Origin of the sequence: Acidipropionibacterium timonense (genome assembly GCF_900605005.1) — a bacterium.
Lineage (GTDB): Bacteria > Actinomycetota > Actinomycetes > Propionibacteriales > Propionibacteriaceae > Cutibacterium > Cutibacterium timonense.
On sequence record NZ_LR027558.1, the window covers coordinates 1,181,371 to 1,197,094 of the forward strand.

Sequence of the window (15,724 nt, forward strand, 5' to 3'; positions counted from 1 at the left end):
GTCGATCCGCTCCGGCGCGTCGTTAGGCTGGACCCCATGTCCTCGTCGAGATCCGCCCAGCTCAGGCGTCGTACCGATCGGCCGTGGGTCGTCGCGGCGTTCACCGGATGGAACGATGCCGCCTCGGCCTCCAGCGACGCGCTGGCTGCCGTCATCGAGCACTGCGGGGCCACCGAGATCGCCACCATCGACTCGGAGGAGTACTTCGACTTCCAGGCGACACGCCCGGTCATGTCGATGATGGAGGACGTCGAACTGCTCACCTGGCCGGCCACGACGATCTGGCGCGGTCAGGTCGACGACGGCGCCCCGGTGCTGTGTGTGAGCGGCCCTGAGCCGAACCTGCGGTGGCGCCAGTACTGCGACGAGCTGCTCGACCTGCTCATCGGTTTCCAGCCCGAGGGCATCGTCGTGCTCGGCGCCATGGTCACCGACGTGCCGCACACCCGACCCCTGCCGGTGTCCGGGAGCGCCTCGGACCACGGGACGGCGTCGCGACTGGGCATCGAGAAGATCGACTACTCGGGGCCGGTGGGGATGCCGAGCATCCTCGTCACTGCCGCCCGGGCGCGAGGGGTCAACGCCGTCGGTCTGTGGGCCAGCGTCCCCCAGTACGCCTACGAGCCGCCCTGCCCGCCGGCCGTCCAGGCGCTGCTGCTGCGGGTCGAGGAGCTCACCGGGCTGGCGGTGCCCGCCCAGGAACGGACCGAACGGTCGCGCGAGTGGATGAGCGCGTTGGACCAGGCGGCGGACGAGACCGAGGGCCTGCGCGAGTACATCAGCGCCCTGGAGGCCGAGCGGGACGCCGACCTGCCCGAGGGCATCACCGGCGACGTCCTGGCGGTGGAGTTCCAGTCGTACCTGCGACACCGGCGGGCCGACGGCGGTCGCTGAGGCGGGTCGGTTCCTTCCCGGGCGGGCTCAGCCCGTCCGGACGGGGCGGTGTTCCGGGACGGTGGCGCCCTCAGTGCTCGTGGCCGGTGAGGGTGCGTGCCTGTCGGGCCAGCGAGCGCAAGTGGCGCACGGCCTCGTCCGGGTCGTCGGCCCGGTAGACGGCCGATCCTGCGACGAAGGTGTCGGCCCCGGCCTCGGAGGCCCGCCCGATGGTCTCGGCCGAGACACCGCCGTCGATCTGCAGCCAGATCTCGGCGCCGGTACCGTCGATGAGCTCTCGGGTGCGTCGGATCTTCGGCAGGACGCAGTCGAGGAAGGACTGGCCGCCGAATCCCGGCTCGACGGTCATGAGGAGGATCTGGTCGAACTCGGTGAGGACGTCGGCCAGCTGGTGGATCGGGGTGGCGGGTTTGAGGGCGACGGCGGCCCGTCCGCCGAGCTTGCGGATCTCGCGGGCCAGACGGATCGGTGCCTTGGCAGCCTCGAGGTGGAAGGTCACGGTCTGCGCGCCGGCCTCGACGTAGTCGGGGGCCCAGCGGTCCGGGTCCTCGATCATGAGGTGGGCGTCGAAGGGCAGGTCGGTCACCTTGCGCAGGGCCTCGACCATGGGCAGGCCCATGGTGAGGTTCGGGACGAAGTGGTTGTCCATGACGTCGATGTGGACGCCGTCGGCCGACGAGATGCGGCCGATCTCCTCCCCCATCCGGGCGAAGTCGGCGTTGAGGATGCTCGGGGTGATGCGGACCGTCATGGCACCAGCGTAGTGAGACCCCCGGCGGGGACGGGCGGTCCAGGGCGGAATGCGCCATCGCGTGCGCGCGGACCACCGAGGATCCATACTGGGGATGGAATCGACGCGAGGGAGCGATCATGGACAGCGAATCGGGCGTCAACGCAGGCAGGCGGGTCACGATCGTGGCCTGGGTCGGGGTGGCTGCCCTCGTCCTGGCGGTGTGGTGCGGGTGGTACGAGTGGCACACGGTGTCGCTCCTGGCCAAGTACACGATGGAGACGGCGGCCCGTGCCCTGGGCGTCGCCGGCGGCTGCTGCGTGGTCGTCGCCGCCCTCCACCGATTCGGGGTGCAGCTGTCCCTGCGCAGTACCAGGCGACGGTGGGTGAGCGTCGGGATCGGGGTGGTCCTGGTGGGCGCGGTCTTCGTGACATCGGGCTGGTGGACACTCACGCCCCCACCGGACATCTCGGCGGCGGACGAGCAGGTGTGGAATCCGCCGCGGTGGGCGCAGTACCTGTCGTTGCTCACGAGCGCCCTCGCCACCGCGATCGAGTCGGTCGGGGCGATGCTCATCGTCGTGCCCCTCGTCACCTCGCTGAGGGTGGAGGATGGGCCACTGAGCGCTCCGCCCGAGGACGACGAGGATGACGAGGTCATCGACGACTGGGACGAGGAGAACTCCGCCGAGGGCTGAATCGGGCACCTGCCCAGCTCCGGCGCGGGCGTGCCGGGAACTCAGTCGCTCCGACGTAGGAGCGCCAGGAACTCAGTCGCTCCGACGTAGGAGCGCCGGGAACTCAGTCGCTCCGACGAAGGAGCGCCAGGAACATGGCATCGGTCCCGTGACGGTGTGGCCACAGTTGGAGGCACCGGTCGTCGGGACCGGTGGCCGCGTCCGGCACCTGGGGCAGCACGGCGGGGGCGTCGAGCAGGTCGACGGCGAGGGACCCGAGCGCCCACTCGACGACGTCGAGGGTCTCGGCCCGGTGCGGCGAGCAGGTGACGTACCCGACGACACCGCCGGGCAGGGCCAGGTCGACGGCGCTGGCCAGCAGGGTGCGCTGGAGGACGGTGAGATCGGCGAGGTCGGAGGGTTGGCGACGCCACCGTGACTCCGGGCGGCGTCTCAGCGATCCCAGACCGCTGCAGGGGACGTCGGCCATGACCGCGGCGAAGGTCGAGGCCGGCCAGGGCGGGTTGGTGCCGTCGGCGACGACGACCTCGTGGTCACCGGGGACGGGTTCCAGGGCCCGGCGGACGAGGTCGGCGCGGTGCGGGTGGATCTCGCCGGCACGGAATCGGCGTCCCTCCTGAGCTGCGATGGATGCCAGGAGGGCCGACTTGCCGCCGGGCCCGGCGCACAGGTCGAGCCAGGGCCCGTCGACGGCGCACGAATCGGCCAGGGCGGTGGCGACGAGTTGGCTGCCCTCGTCCTGCACCCCGGCACGACCCTCGGCGACGGCGGCGACCTCGGCGGGGTTGCCGGGGCGGGTCGCGCCGTGTCCGGAGTATCGGCAGGGGGTGGCTCCGGCGTCGACGAGTTCGTCGAGGGTCGCCAGCCCGGGTCGCACGACGAGGGTCGGCACGGCCGGGACGTTGTCGGCCGCCAGAGCCGGCTCGACCTCGAGGGGCCCGAGTCGGTCGACGAGGGCCTCGACGATCCACCGCGGGTGCAGGGTGCGCAGGGCGAGACGGTCGGTCCGGTCCTCGGCGAGCTCGTCGGCCCATCCGTCGAGGTCGTGCAGGGCGATCTTGCGGGAGACGGCGTTGACCAGTCCGGTGACGCGCTCGCCGATGACGTGGCCGGCCAGTTCGACGCTGGTGGCGACGGCCGCGCGGGTCGGCACCCGCATGGTGAGGATCTGGTGACAGGCCATGCGCAGGACGACTCGCAGTCCGGGCTGGAACGCGGTGACCTCACGGCCGGAGGCGGCGGCGATGATGGCGTCCCAGGTTCCCGTGCCGCGGGCGGTGCCGTCGACGAGTTCGGTGGCGAAGGCCGCGTCGCGGCCGACCAGGTGAGTTGCCCCGAGCTGGTCGGCCAGGGCGAGGTTCGCGTACGCGCCCTGGGTCTCGACGGCCAGCAACGCGGTGTAGGCGACGCGGCGAGCCGGGTCGGCGCGACGTCGACGGGGGCGGCCGGCCGGAGTGGGGCGGCTCATGACAGCACCGGTCCGTTCCCCTCGGCGGTGTCGTCAGGGGTGAGGGCTCCGCGGGCCCAGTCGGCCCCGCGCATGACCTTCCTGCCGAAGGGCTGCACCTCGCGCAGTTCGAGGGTTCCCTCACCGGTGCCCAGGTACAGATGCTTCTTCGTCGCCGCGAGCCGGCCCGGGGCGAGGTGACCGGCGACGGCCGCGAGGCAGGTGGCGTCGGGCACACCGGTGCGCAGCACCTTGAACCGCTGACCCTCGAGCATGGCCCAGGCCCCCGGGGCCGGGGAGGTCCCGCGGACGAGACGGTCGATGTCGATCGCACGGGCGGTCGGGTCGATCCTCGCGTCGTCGGGGTCGATCTTGGCCGCGTGGGTCATTCCCTCCGACGGCTGGTCCACCGGAGGCAGGCCCGACTCGATGCGTTCCAGGGCCGCGAGGACGAGGTCGGGGGTGGTGTGGGCGAGCCGGTCGAGCAGTTCCCCGGCGGTCTCGGTGGTGCCGATCCGGGTGGTGCGGCTGGTGTGGATCGGGCCGGCGTCGAGCTGCGGGACGAGTTGGAAGACGCAGGCCCCGGTCACCTTGTCGCCTGCCATGAGCGCCCGCTGCACGGGTGCGGCCCCCCGCCAGCGCGGTAGGAGGGAGAAGTGGAGGTTGAGCCACCCGTGGCGCGGTGCCGCCAGGAGATCGGGGGGGATGAGCCCGCCATAGGCGACGACGACGGCGGCGTCGACGTCGAGCCCGGCCACGGCGTCATGACCGGGACCGGACCGTACCGAGGATGCCTTGATCGTCGGGATGCCGCGGCTGGCGGCCTCCGCGGCGACCGGGCTGGGTCGCGGCGTGCGATGTCGACCGACGGCGGCGTCCGGGCGGGTGAGGACGGCCACGACCTCATGGCGGGGGTCCTCGGCCAGGGCGGCGAGGGTCGGGCAGGCGACGTCGGGGGTGCCGGCGAAAAGGAGTCTCACCCCTCCAACCTAGCCGCCCCGGCGGCCGGGCCGCTTGCTGGTGCGTGTGGGGCCCAGTGGGTCACAGGTCGTCGGCCGGGTCGATCCGCACCCGCAGGGTGCCGGTCTCCCGATGCAGGGTGTGCGCCGCGCGCAGGTGGGCCAGGGCCTCGGCGAGACGCGACGCCTGTGCGCCGGGGGCCCGGACGATGACCCGTGACCGCTCGGCGCCGCCGTGTCGCCCCGGCAGTGGAGCCGGGCCCAGGACCTCGAGTCCCTCGATGGGCGCCGACCCCTGTGGTCCGGCCTCCTCGCCCAGACGCTGGGCGGCGGTGGTGACGGCCTCGGGAGAGCCGTCGACGAGGCCGGCGGCGACCGCTGGTGGGAACCGCGCGGCTGCCCGGTCGGCCAGTTCCCGACGGGCCCACCCGACCGGATCGTTGCGGATGAGGGCCTGCACGGCACGGTCCCCCGGCGGCCCGACGACGACGACCCGTCCGCCGTCCGTGGCGCCACGCACCATGGCCAGGACGTGGAACCACCGGTCGAGGGTCTGTTCGACGGCGGCCAGACCGGGACGGGCCAGGGCGGCGGTGGCGTCGAGGATGACGGCGGCCGCGTACCCGGACGTCGGGCGTGGCTCGGCGCCCGGGGTCGCCACGACGAGGCACGGGTCCTCCCCGATCGTCTCGCGGACATGGTTGGCCGAGGAGTCGATGACGGTCACCCCGGGAAAGGCACGGCCGAGTTCGCTCGCGGTCGTCGAGGCGCCGACGATCCCCGACCGCACGGTCGTGCCACCGCAGCGGCGGCACCGCCACGGGTCGAGGGATCGTCCGCACCACTGGCAGGTGAGTTCGGTGCCCGACTCGGTCCGGCGTCCCTGGACGGTGCCACCGCAGTGCGGGCACTCGATGGGGGCCCGACAGGTGGCGCAGGTCGGACGTTGCAGGTCGCCGGTGCGCGCCACCTGGACGAGCACGGGCCCGCTCGCCAGGCCCTCACGCATGGCCGCCATGGCCAGGTCGGGCACCCGGACCCGCCCGGCCAGGGGATCTCGTTCCAGGGCCAGGTCCGAGTCGCCGGGGGCACGCACCGGCGCACACAGACGTCGCAGAGCCTCTCGCGGGGCCTCGATGCCGACGAGCCAGCCCGACTCCAACCACCCGGCGGCCCGGGTCGAACAGGCGACGTCGACGAGGAGCAACGCGGCCCGTTCGGTCTGGGCACGCAGGGCGGCGACGTCCCTGGTGTGGGGGTAGGGGGCGCGCGGTTCGTCATGGACGTCGGAGCCCTCGTCCCAGACGACGACGAGTCCCGGGTCGGCGAGCGGGGCCATGACCGCCGACCTCGTCCCGACGACGATCCGCGCCTGTCCACGGATGACCGCCAGGTAGTGACGCCAGCGGGTCGCGGTCGACTGGTCGGCGTGAAGGACGGCGACGGTGCCGGCACCGAGGTGCTCGACGAGGCTCTCGGTGAGGTGGTCCACCTCCTCGACCGTCGGCAGACAGCACAGGGCGCTGCGTCCGGAGGCCAGGGCGGCGGCGACCGCCTGCACGATCCCGAGTCGCCAGTCCCCCAGTCGGTCCGTGTCAGCCGGTCCGGCGACCGGTGGCACCCGCCAGTGGGCGCGGGGGCGACCACCGTCACGGACCCGGGAGAGGAAGGCGTGGCCGGAGTCGAGGGCGTCGAGACCGCAGCCAGCGGGCACCCGAGGTACCGGGGTGGGCCACGGTGGCGGATCAGCGGCCTCAGTGGCGGCGTGACGGGTGGGGATCGCCCAGCGGAGGACCTCCTCGAGGGTTCCGGCCCAGTGGTCGGCCACCCGACGCGCCAGGGCGATCTGGGCGCTCGTGGCGACGGGTTGGGTCGAGACGACCCGCTCGATCCGGGCGAGCTTCACCCCGTGTTCACGGTCGTGGTCGACGGCCAGGACGACGCCGTCGCAGAGCCGTCCGGCCAGCCGCACCCGGACTCGGACCCCGGGCCGGATCCGGTCGACCTCGTCGGGGGCGAGGAGGTAGTCGAAGGGCCGGTCGAGGTGGGCCAGTCCCGACGAGACGCAGACATGGGCCACCCACTCGGTGGGCTCCAGCAGCGACTCGGTCATGGGGCCGATGGTAGGGCCGATGGACCGGTGGACGCCGTGAGCCGGACTCCCCGGGGAGTGAGCTCGGCCCCGGCGGCGCGGAACGCCGGTTCCAGACCGCTGGACCGCACGGTCGATCCGTTGAGGAGTTCGACGTCGAGCGGGGGTGATCCGGCTCGCGAGAGGGTGGCGCGCAGCGCCGGGACGATGAGCTCGACGGCGTCGGCGGCGTCGATCCCGTCGGGAAGCATCGACGTGAAGAGCCCCAGGTGCCGTCCGCCCCGCGACAGGTGGGCGACGAGGAGCCCGTCGACGAGGACGACGAGGGCACCGGCGGCACGGCTCGGGTTGGTCCCGTCCAGCTGTGGCCACGGCAGCGCGGCGCCGTACGGGTTGGCGGGGTCGGTGGCGGCCAGGACGACGACCCGGGGGTGACGTCGTCCTCCCGGCCAGCCGGTCGGCCCGGGGCTGTCGGCATGGTGACGCAGGTCGTCGATGACGGCGGTCGTGGCGAACTGCGCCCCGCCCAAGCCCTCGACGAGGTAGCCACGTAGCACTCGTCCGGCCTCCTCGAATCCCGACAGGACGCGGTAGGCGGTCGCGAAGCCGCCGTCGATGCCCTCCGCGTCGACGGCTCCGCGGGTGAGGACGCCGTGTCGGTCCATGAGCAGCTCGCACCGGGCTGCCAGCGCGGCCGGGGATGCGGGCGCGGCCGGCGTGACCCGGTGCCACCGCCCTGCCAGGACCGCCTCGACCGGGCCGGACGTGCGGTGAACCCCGCCCGGCAGGTTCTCGGGGCGCCTCGGGCGTCCCAGACCGCGTCGCGACAACCGCGCGCGGGACCGCACCGGCGGGCGGCGGACGCGGTGGGCCGTCGTCCCGGAGGCCAGCAGGGCTCGGACCGGGCCGAACCCGTCGGGGGCGACGAGCCCGGCGGCGAGGAGGGACCACAGGAGCTCGGCTCCCTCGGTCGGTGACACGGCCAGCTCCTCAAGGAGGGGGCCGAGCAGCCGCGACCCGCCCGCCAGAGCGGCGAGGACGGTCGAGGCCGTCGGGTCGTCGGCGAGGTCCGGCGTGCCGGCCACTGACAGGTCGGACTCGACGTCGGCCGGCAGCAGCGCCAGCAGTGGGTCGCGCGGCCCGGCCTGGCCGCGCCCGACGATCGTCACCTCTCCGGAGGCGAGCAGGTCGTCGAGCATCCCGGGCCGGTAGTCCGCCACGCGGGCGGGCAGGACGACGCTCTCCCAGGCCGACGCCGGCAGCCCGACCCCGGCGAGCTGTTCGAGCACCTCGAGGACGCCGTCCACCCCGCACAGCACCGGCCGCTCCCCCGCCGCCGCGACCTGGTGCCAGTCGAGGGTGAACCTCGCGAAGGCCGACGGCGACACCGGCGCCACGGCGTCCCGGGCTCGTGCCAGGGCCAGGGAGCGGATGCGGTCGAGGACGTGCCGGTCACAGAACTCCACCTCGTCGACACCGTCGGTGAAGTGCCCGCTGAGGATCGCCCGATCGCCGGTGAGCACCCGGCGCACCGTCGCCGCGCCGGTACCGAGAGCCTCGGCCAGCTCGCCGGCGGTGAAGGGTCCGTGGCAGCGGGCCCACCGGGCGACGAGTTGGGTGAGCGGGTCGCGTCCCTGGGACGGACCCTGGTCAGGTGTCCCGGCGGGCAACGCCACCCCGAGCCCGTCGCGCAGCAGTGGCAGGTCGGTGGCCGCGGCGAGGTGCCGGACTCCACCGATCCCCACCTCGACGACCCGGCCGCCGAGTGCCTGACGGGCCGCGTCCAGCCCTGCTGCCAGGGCGTCGTCCAGGTGCGCGGCGACATCGTCCAGCCGGATCGGGCCGAGGCGGGCCAGCAGGTCGACGAGCCCCTCGGCGTCCCGGGCGCGGCGTCCCGGCCCGGTGGACCGGAGCTCGGCGACGACCTGGGCGATGAGGTCGGGGTCGAGCAGTTCGCGCAGGTCGAGGGTTCCCATGATCGAGGCGAGGAGGCCCGGGTCCAGGGACAGGGCTGCCGTCCGCCGGTCGGACAGTGGCCGGTCACCGTCGTAGAGGAAGGCCCCCGTGTACCCGAAGAGCAGCGAACTGGCCATGGGACTGGGCGACGCCGTCGTCACCTCGGCGATCCGCACCTGACCGGAGGCGATGTCGGTCATGAGGGCGGCGAGGGCCTCGAGGTCGTAGATGTCGGTGAGGCACTCCCGGGCGGTCTCCAGGAGGATCGGGAAGTCCGGGAGGTCGTGGACCCGCTCGAGCAGCTGTGCGGCTCGCAGACGTTGCTGCCACAGCGGTGCGCGACGCCGCGGATCGGTCCGTGGCAGCAGGAGGGCACGGGCGGCGCACTCGCGGAACCGGGCGGCGAAGAGGGCCGTCCCGCCGACCTGGGCGGTGACGACCCGGACGACCTCGTCGGGGTCGACGACGAGGATCTCGGCTCCCGGTGGGGTGTCGGCGTCGGGCATCCGCAGCACCATCCCGTCGTCGCCGGCGACGGCCTGCACGTCGATGTCGAGGTCCTCGGCGAGGCGGTGGCTCACCGCCAGCGCCCACGCGGCGTTGATCGGACGACCCCACGGGCTGTGGACGACGACCCGCCAGTCGCCGACCTCGTCGTGGAACCGTTCGAGGACGATGTGGCGGTCGTCGGGCAGGACACCGGTGGCCTCCGCCTGGGCGTCGAGCAGCGCGGTGATGTTGTCCCGTGCGAAGTCGTCGAGGAAGTCGAGTCGGTCCAGGACGGTGGGGTCGTCGTGGACGGCACGGGTGAACTCCCCCATGGCCCGACCCAGTTCGGCCGGCCGCCCGACGTCGTCCCCATACCAGAACGGCAGCCGTCCGGTGTGCCCGGGGGCCGGCAGGACGCGCACCTGGTCGCGGGTGATCTCGGCGATGCGCCAGGACGAGGCGCCGAGGGTGAAGACGTCACCGACCCGTGACTCGTACACCATCTCCTCGTCGAGTTCGCCGACCCTGCGACCGGCTCCCTCCCCGAGGAGGAAGACCCCGAACAGGCCCCGGTCGGGGATGGTGCCGCCGGAGGTCGTCACCAGGCGCAGGGCGCCGGGACGGGCGGTGAGGACCCCGTCGGTCTCGACGAGCCGCGCGCGCAGATCGGCCAGGTCACCGGAGGCGTAGCGGCCGGTGAGCATGTCGACGACGCGGCGGGCCAGGTCGTCGGAGAGGTCGGCGTACGGCCGGCTGCGTCGCACGGCGGTGAGCCAGGTGTCCAGGTCGATCCCGTCGGGGGCGCTCACCGCGGCCGCGACGGTCTGTTGGGCGAGGACGTCCAGGGGATGCGCCGGCATGTGGAGCGCCTCGATGCGGCCCTCGAGCATCCGCCCGGTGACGACGGCGCAGTGGAGCAGGTCGAGGCGTGTCTTCGGCAGGACGGTGCCGCGGGAGACGCCGCCGACCTGGTGTCCGGCACGTCCGATGCGCTGGAGGGCCGAGGAGACCGACGGTGGAGCCTCGACCTGGACGACGCGGTCGATTAGGCCCATGTCGATGCCCAGCTCGAGGCTCGAGGTGGCGACGACGCAGCGCAGCTCCCCGGAGCGCAGCCCTTCCTCGATGCCCGCTCGTTCCTCCTTGGAGACCGAGCCGTGGTGGGCGCGGGCGATGAGGGCCGGTGCGGCGCCGACCTCATCGCTGGCGGCCATGAACTGGGCCGGGGTCCGACGACCGGGCGGGGCGAGCGCCTCGGGATCGTGCTCGGCCGCCCAGAGCTCGTTGAGGCGGCTGGTGAGGCGCTCGGCGGCTCGCCTGGCATTGACGAAGACGAGGGTCGACCCGGGTCGCTCGACCTGCTCGAGCACGGCCTTCTCGATGAACGGCCACATCGACGCGCGGGTGGGCAGGGCCGAGTCGGCGACGTCGACGCTCGCCTCGACCGGCGGTTCGGGGAGGTCGGCCATGTCGGGTACCGGGACCTGCACCCCGACCTGCCACCTCTTGTGGGCCGGGGGCGCGACGACGCGCACCGGACGATCGCCGCCGAGGAAGGCGGCGACCTCGTCGATCGGTCGGACGGTCGCCGACAACCCGATCCGTTGGACGTCGTGGCCCACGAGCAGGTCGAGTCGTTCCAGGGACAGTGCCAGGTGCGATCCCCGTTTGGACCCGGCCACGGCGTGCACCTCGTCGATGATGACGGTCCTCACCCCGGCGAGGGTCCGCCGGGCCGACGAGGTGAGCATGAGGTGGAGGGACTCGGGGGTGGTGATGAGGATGTCGGGCGGACGCCGGACGAGCCGGGTGCGCTCGGCCGGAGGGGTGTCACCGGTGCGCACCCCGACGCGGACGGGCGCCACCTGCGCTCCGAGGTCGTCGGCGGCGGCGCGGATCCCCGCGAGGGGCGTGGCGAGGTTGCGTTCGACGTCGACGCCCAGCGCCTTGAGGGGTGAGACGTAGAGCACCGTCACTCCGTCGGACGGCGCCCTGTCGGGGTCGGTGAGGCCGTCGAGGGCCCACAGGAAGGCCGCCAGCGTCTTGCCCGACCCGGTCGGGGCGACGACGAGGGCGTGCTCCCCGCGGGACACGGCGTCCCAGGTCTGCGCCTGCACGGGGGTGGGCGTGCCGAAGGAGCCGGTGAACCATCGGCTCACCGGCTCCCGGAAGCGTCCCAGGGCACTTGCGGGGCGTTCGCACGTCATGGCCCACAACCTAGACGGGGACGACGACAGTTTCGGAGGACCCCGACGGCGCATCGCGACGGAGCCGGGCCGAGGGCACTGCGCAGACTGGGCCGGCAGTGCCGTGGAGGTGCCTCAGACCGCGCTGCGCAGGGCCTCGGCCCGGTCGGTGTTCTCCCAGGTGACGCCGGGCAGTCGGCGTCCGAAGTGCCCGCCGGCGACGAGCTGGCCGTAGATGGGGTGGAGCAGGTCGAGATCGCGGACGATGGCCGCCGGGCGAAGGTCGAAGACCTCGAGGACGGCCTTCTCGATGGCTTTCTCGTCGACGGTGTTCGTGCCGAAGGTGTCGATGCGGAACCCGACCGGACGTGCCTTGCCGATGGCGTAGGCCACCTGGCACTCCACCCGTCGCGCCAACCCGGCGGCGACGACGTTCTTGGCGACCCAGCGCATGGCGTAGGAGGCCGAACGATCGACCTTGGAGGGGTCCTTGCCCGAGAAGGCGCCGCCACCGTGACGGGCCATTCCGCCGTAGGTGTCGACGATGATCTTGCGGCCGGTGAGGCCGACGTCACCCATGGGTCCACCGATGACGAACTTGCCGGTCGGATTGACGAGCAGGGTGAGATCACTGACGTCCAGCTGACAGCGCTCGAGCACCGGCTCGACGACCAGACGCCGCAGGTCGGGGGCCATGGTGCCCTCGATGTCGACGCCGTCGCGGTGCTGGCTCGACACGACGACCGTCTCGACGCCGACGGGCCGATGGTCGGCGTCGTAGCGCACCGTGACCTGGGTCTTGCCATCGGGCCACAGGTAGTCGAGGAGCCCGTCCTTGCGCACCTCGGTGAGTCGCAGCGACAGGGCGTGGGCCAGGTCGATGGGCAACGGCATGAGCGAGTCGGTCTCGTCACAGGCGTACCCGAACATGAGGCCCTGGTCGCCGGCTCCCTGGGCATCGAGGACGTCGGTGGACCCGAGGCGGGCCTCCCAGGCGTTGGTGACTCCCTGGGCGATGTCGGGGCTCTGCGCGTCGATGGCGACGTTGACCCCGCAGGAGGCGCCGTCGAAGCCCTTGCGGGAGGAGTCGTAGCCGATCTCGACGATGGTCCGCCGGGCGATCTCGGAGATGTCCACATAGGCCTCCGTCGTCACCTCACCACAGACCATGACCTGTCCGGTCGCCACGAGGGTCTCCACGGCGGCGTGACTGGCGGGGTCCTCGGTGAGCAGGGCGTCGAGAATGCGGTCCGAGATGGCGTCGGCGATCTTGTCGGGATGGCCCTCGGTGACCGATTCGGAGGTGAAGAGGGTGGTGGACATGGTGGTCTCCTGACCGCGCGGCGAAGAGCCGCGCCTCGATGGCCCCGTGGGGCCGTTTCAGTTGGCCAGCAGCGAGTGGATCTCGTCGAGGATGGCGGTGGCCGCCTGCGACTTCGATCCGATGACACGTCGTCCCGGCCCCTGCTGGCGGACCAGGGTGACGTCGGTGTCGGCCCGGCCGAACACCTTTCCGGCCGACACGTCATTGACGACGAGCAGGTCGCAGCCCTTGCGGGAGAGCTTGGCGACGGCCAGGTCGAGCAACTCGGCGCGGTCGGGTGCCGTCTCGGCGGCGAACCCGACGACGACCCGTCCGGGCACCGGGTGGGCGCAGATCCGGGCGAGGACGTCGGGAGTCTGGGTGAGGGGCAGCGACATGGTGTCGCCGACGGCGTCGGTCCCCTCGTGCTTCTTGATCTTCGTGCCTGCCGGTTCCGGGGCGAAGTCCGCGGCGGCCACGGCCATGACGACGGCGTCGGCGGTCGGTGCCTCGGCGTCCATGGCGGCGGCCAGGTCCTCGGTGGAGGTCACCGGCACGACCCTCATGCCCGAGGGCACCGGCACCTCGAGATGGGCCGCGACGAGGGTGACGTCGGCCCCCCGGTCGGCGGCCTGGGAGGCGATGGCCAGGCCCATCCGGCCGCTCGACGAGTTGCCGAGGTAGCGGACCGGGTCGATGGCCTCGCGGGTGCCACCGGCCGAGACGACGAGGCGGCGTCCGGCCAGGTCACGGGAGGCCATCGCGGTGGCGCAGCTGGGGTCGGCCAGGACGGTGCGGGCCAGGTCGACGAGTTCGGCGGCCTCGGGGAGCCGTCCGGGGCCGTTGTCGGGGCCGGTGAGACGCCCGTCGGCCGGATCCTTGACGACGATCCCCCGCCGACGCAGGGTGGCGACATTGTCCTGGGTGGCCGCGTTGAGCCACATCGCCGTGTGCATCGCCGGGGCGACGACGACCGGAGCGGTGGTGGCGAGAATCGTCGTCGTCAGCAGGTCGTCACCGCGTCCGGCGGCGATGCGCGCCAGGAGGTCGGCGGTGGCGGGGGCGACGAGGACGAGATCGGCGCGCTCCCCCAGCCGGACGTGTTCGACCGAGGGGACGTCGTCGAAGACCTCGGTGTGCACCGGGTGCCCCGAGAGGGCCTCCCAGGTCGGGCGGCCGACGAACTCGAGGGCCGCCCGGGTGGGGACGACGTGCACCTCGTGGCCCTGTTCGGCCAGGCCACGCACGACATGGCAGACCTTGTAGGCCGCGATGCCGCCGCCGACGCCGAGGACGACGACGCTCATCCCGGATCAGGCGTTCGGGTCGACGAGGTCGGCGAAGGGATCGTCGAGCTCGATGGCGGGAGCCTGCTGGGCGGCCGCGGCCTGCGCGGCGATCTCCTCGGGGTCCATCTCATGGGCCTCGATGACCCCGGCCTGGATCTCCCGCAGGGCGATGGACAGCGGCTTCTCCTGGTTGTCCGTCTCGACCAGCGGCCCGACGTTCTCGAGCAGGCCCTCGGCCAGCTGCGAGTAGTAGGCGTTGATCTGACGGGCTCGCTTCGAGGCGAAGAGGACGAGCCGGTACTTCGAGTCGACGTGCTCCATCAACTGGTCGATCGGCGGGTAGGTGATGCCCTCGGAGTTGGTCTCGCTCAAGGAAGGTCCTCCTGGATGTGGTCACAGACCCAGCAATGTTACCAGAGCATCCACGGTGCCCGGCACGGTGTCGTTGACGACGACGGCGTCGAACTCGTCGGCCGAGGCGAGCTCGACCCTCGCCGTGCGGAGGCGACGTTCCTGCTGCTCGGGGGTCTCGGTGCCCCGACCGACGAGGCGTCGCACGAGCTCCTGCCAGGACGGCGGGGCCAGGAAGACCTGACGGGCCTGCGGGTAGCTCGTCCGCACCTGGCGGGCTCCCTGCAGGTCGATCTCGAGGACGACGGTGCGACCCGCCGCCACGGCCTCCTCCACCGGACGGCGCGGCGTGCCGTAACGATGGGTGTTGTGCACGGTGGCCCACTCGAGCAGACCGTCGGCCGCGACGAGCTCATCGAAGGTGGGGTCGTCGACGAAGTCGTACTCGACGCCGTCACGCTCCCCCGGCCGGGGCGGACGGGTCGTCACCGACCGGGACACGACGAGCTCGGGGTGCAGACGGGACAGCGCTGCGACAACGGTGCCCTTGCCGACGGCCGTGGGTCCGGAGATCACCGCGACCTGGACGTGCTCGTCGGTGGTGAACCCTCGGGCAGCAGGCATCTGCGGGACGGGCCCCGTCGACGCGGATGGGGTCGACGGGGGCTCAGGCGGGGTGGGCTNCCCCATCCGCGTCGACGGGGGCTCAGGCGGGGTGGGCTCGATGGGCATGGAGTCCACCCTAGCCGTCCCGGTCGGCCTCAGTGCCTGGGGTCGAAGACGGCCCGCAGGCCATCGGCCTGGTGACGTCCCAGGCCGCGGATGCGCCGGTTCGGGGCGATGTCGAGCCGGGCCATGATCTCGGTTGCCCGCTTCTCGCCCACCCGCGGCAGCGACTTGAGCAGGTCGACCACCTTGACGTGGGCCAGGACGTCATCCTGGGCGGCCAGGTCGAGGGCCTCGCCGACACCGATCTCACCCGAGCGCAGCTTGGCCTTGAGGTCGGCACGTGCCCGGCGAGCGCGGGTGGCGGCTTCTCGGGCCGCGCTGAGCTGCTCGGGGGACAAGGTGGGAATGGACACGACTGCTCCTATCTGCGTCTGAGGCCCGTGGCCTCCGGGCCGGAGCTGCCCCCGTGGCAGCTCTCTCCCTTATGGAACGAGAGTAGTCGCTGTCACCATCCCTGTGGGGCAGATGGTCTCGATGAACCTGCTGTGAGGCCCCCGTTGCGGCGACGTTCACGTTCCGGGGGTCCGCCGGCTCCCCACTCAGGCCTCGTCGGCGTCCTCATCCGTGTCGGAAGGCACATCGGGTGCGTGATCGGCGGTGG

At 72.8% G+C, this 15,724-nt stretch carries 12 protein-coding genes; 2 read left to right on the forward strand and 10 right to left on the reverse strand.

The window, feature by feature from the left end; translation table 11 throughout:
- Positions 1-36 precede the first annotated feature (36 nt).
- Positions 37-894 (forward strand): proteasome assembly chaperone family protein, encoded by an 858-nt coding sequence (locus E0E30_RS05630; protein WP_130865458.1) that lies wholly within the window; start codon positions 37-39, stop codon positions 892-894.
- Positions 895-964: 70 nt separating this feature from the next.
- On the opposite strand, the gene rpe is transcribed toward E0E30_RS05630, so the two are convergent.
- Entirely contained in the window at positions 965-1,645 is a 681-nt protein-coding gene (gene rpe / locus E0E30_RS05635; RefSeq protein WP_130865459.1) for a ribulose-phosphate 3-epimerase, read from the reverse strand.
- Between the two features lie 119 nt (positions 1,646-1,764).
- On the opposite strand from rpe, the gene E0E30_RS05640 reads away from it, so the two are divergent.
- The gene (locus E0E30_RS05640; RefSeq protein WP_130865460.1) at positions 1,765-2,322 is read left to right on the forward strand and encodes a hypothetical protein; all 558 of its coding nucleotides are present in this window, start codon (positions 1,765-1,767) and stop codon (positions 2,320-2,322) included.
- Positions 2,323-2,425: 103 nt separating this feature from the next.
- Here E0E30_RS05640 and E0E30_RS05645 read toward each other — a convergent pair whose 3' ends face one another.
- From E0E30_RS05645 to mihF, 9 genes are all read right to left on the reverse strand, one after another.
- Positions 2,426-3,790 (reverse strand): RsmB/NOP family class I SAM-dependent RNA methyltransferase, encoded by a 1,365-nt coding sequence (locus E0E30_RS05645; protein ID WP_130865461.1) that lies wholly within the window; start codon positions 3,788-3,790, stop codon positions 2,426-2,428.
- Positions 3,787-4,749 carry a methionyl-tRNA formyltransferase gene (gene fmt / locus E0E30_RS05650; protein WP_130865462.1) on the reverse strand — a complete coding sequence of 321 codons (963 nt, stop codon included), beginning with the start codon at positions 4,747-4,749 and terminating at the stop codon, positions 3,787-3,789. Before fmt ends, E0E30_RS05645 begins: the two co-directional genes overlap by 4 nt.
- Before the next feature lie 61 nt (positions 4,750-4,810).
- Positions 4,811-6,841 (reverse strand): primosomal protein N', encoded by a 2,031-nt coding sequence (locus E0E30_RS05655; RefSeq protein ID WP_130865463.1) that lies wholly within the window; start codon positions 6,839-6,841, stop codon positions 4,811-4,813.
- Positions 6,838-11,472 (reverse strand): ATP-dependent helicase, encoded by a 4,635-nt coding sequence (locus E0E30_RS05660; RefSeq protein WP_130865464.1) that lies wholly within the window; start codon positions 11,470-11,472, stop codon positions 6,838-6,840. The genes E0E30_RS05655 and E0E30_RS05660 overlap by 4 nt, the downstream gene beginning before the upstream one ends.
- A gap of 114 nt (positions 11,473-11,586) precedes the next feature.
- Complete coding sequence (gene metK / locus E0E30_RS05665) at positions 11,587-12,774, reverse strand: methionine adenosyltransferase (RefSeq protein WP_130865465.1); 1,188 nt, start codon at positions 12,772-12,774, stop codon at positions 11,587-11,589.
- A gap of 57 nt (positions 12,775-12,831) precedes the next feature.
- Positions 12,832-14,061 carry a bifunctional phosphopantothenoylcysteine decarboxylase/phosphopantothenate--cysteine ligase CoaBC gene (coaBC, locus tag E0E30_RS05670; protein ID WP_130865466.1) on the reverse strand — a complete coding sequence of 410 codons (1,230 nt, stop codon included), beginning with the start codon at positions 14,059-14,061 and terminating at the stop codon, positions 12,832-12,834.
- Positions 14,062-14,067: 6 nt separating this feature from the next.
- Positions 14,068-14,415: a DNA-directed RNA polymerase subunit omega gene (gene rpoZ, locus E0E30_RS05675; RefSeq protein ID WP_130865467.1), complete on the reverse strand. Its 348-nt coding sequence runs from the start codon at positions 14,413-14,415 to the stop codon at positions 14,068-14,070.
- A 21-nt stretch (positions 14,416-14,436) separates the two neighbouring features.
- Positions 14,437-15,018 (reverse strand): guanylate kinase, encoded by a 582-nt coding sequence (gene gmk, locus E0E30_RS05680; protein WP_130865468.1) that lies wholly within the window; start codon positions 15,016-15,018, stop codon positions 14,437-14,439.
- A gap of 137 nt (positions 15,019-15,155) precedes the next feature.
- Complete coding sequence (gene mihF, locus E0E30_RS05685; RefSeq protein ID WP_130865469.1) at positions 15,156-15,488, reverse strand: integration host factor, actinobacterial type; 333 nt, start codon at positions 15,486-15,488, stop codon at positions 15,156-15,158.
- Positions 15,489-15,724: the final 236 nt, after the last annotated feature.

Excerpts from the sequence above, each read along its gene's own strand:
- E0E30_RS05660 (WP_130865464.1), bottom strand. The coding sequence starts at position 11,472 with ATGACGTGCGAACGCCCCGCAAGTGCCCTGGGACGCTTCCGGGAGCCG.
- E0E30_RS05640 (WP_130865460.1), top strand. The coding sequence starts at position 1,765 with ATGGACAGCGAATCGGGCGTCAACGCAGGCAGGCGGGTCACGATCGTG.
- E0E30_RS05655 (WP_130865463.1), bottom strand. The coding sequence starts at position 6,841 with ATGACCGAGTCGCTGCTGGAGCCCACCGAGTGGGTGGCCCATGTCTGC.
- rpe (WP_130865459.1), bottom strand. The coding sequence starts at position 1,645 with ATGACGGTCCGCATCACCCCGAGCATCCTCAACGCCGACTTCGCCCGG.
- gmk (WP_130865468.1), bottom strand. The coding sequence starts at position 15,018 with ATGCCTGCTGCCCGAGGGTTCACCACCGACGAGCACGTCCAGGTCGCG.
- coaBC (WP_130865466.1), bottom strand. The coding sequence starts at position 14,061 with ATGAGCGTCGTCGTCCTCGGCGTCGGCGGCGGCATCGCGGCCTACAAG.
- E0E30_RS05630 (WP_130865458.1), top strand. The coding sequence starts at position 37 with ATGTCCTCGTCGAGATCCGCCCAGCTCAGGCGTCGTACCGATCGGCCG.
- E0E30_RS05645 (WP_130865461.1), bottom strand. The coding sequence starts at position 3,790 with ATGAGCCGCCCCACTCCGGCCGGCCGCCCCCGTCGACGTCGCGCCGAC.
- metK (WP_130865465.1), bottom strand. The coding sequence starts at position 12,774 with ATGTCCACCACCCTCTTCACCTCCGAATCGGTCACCGAGGGCCATCCC.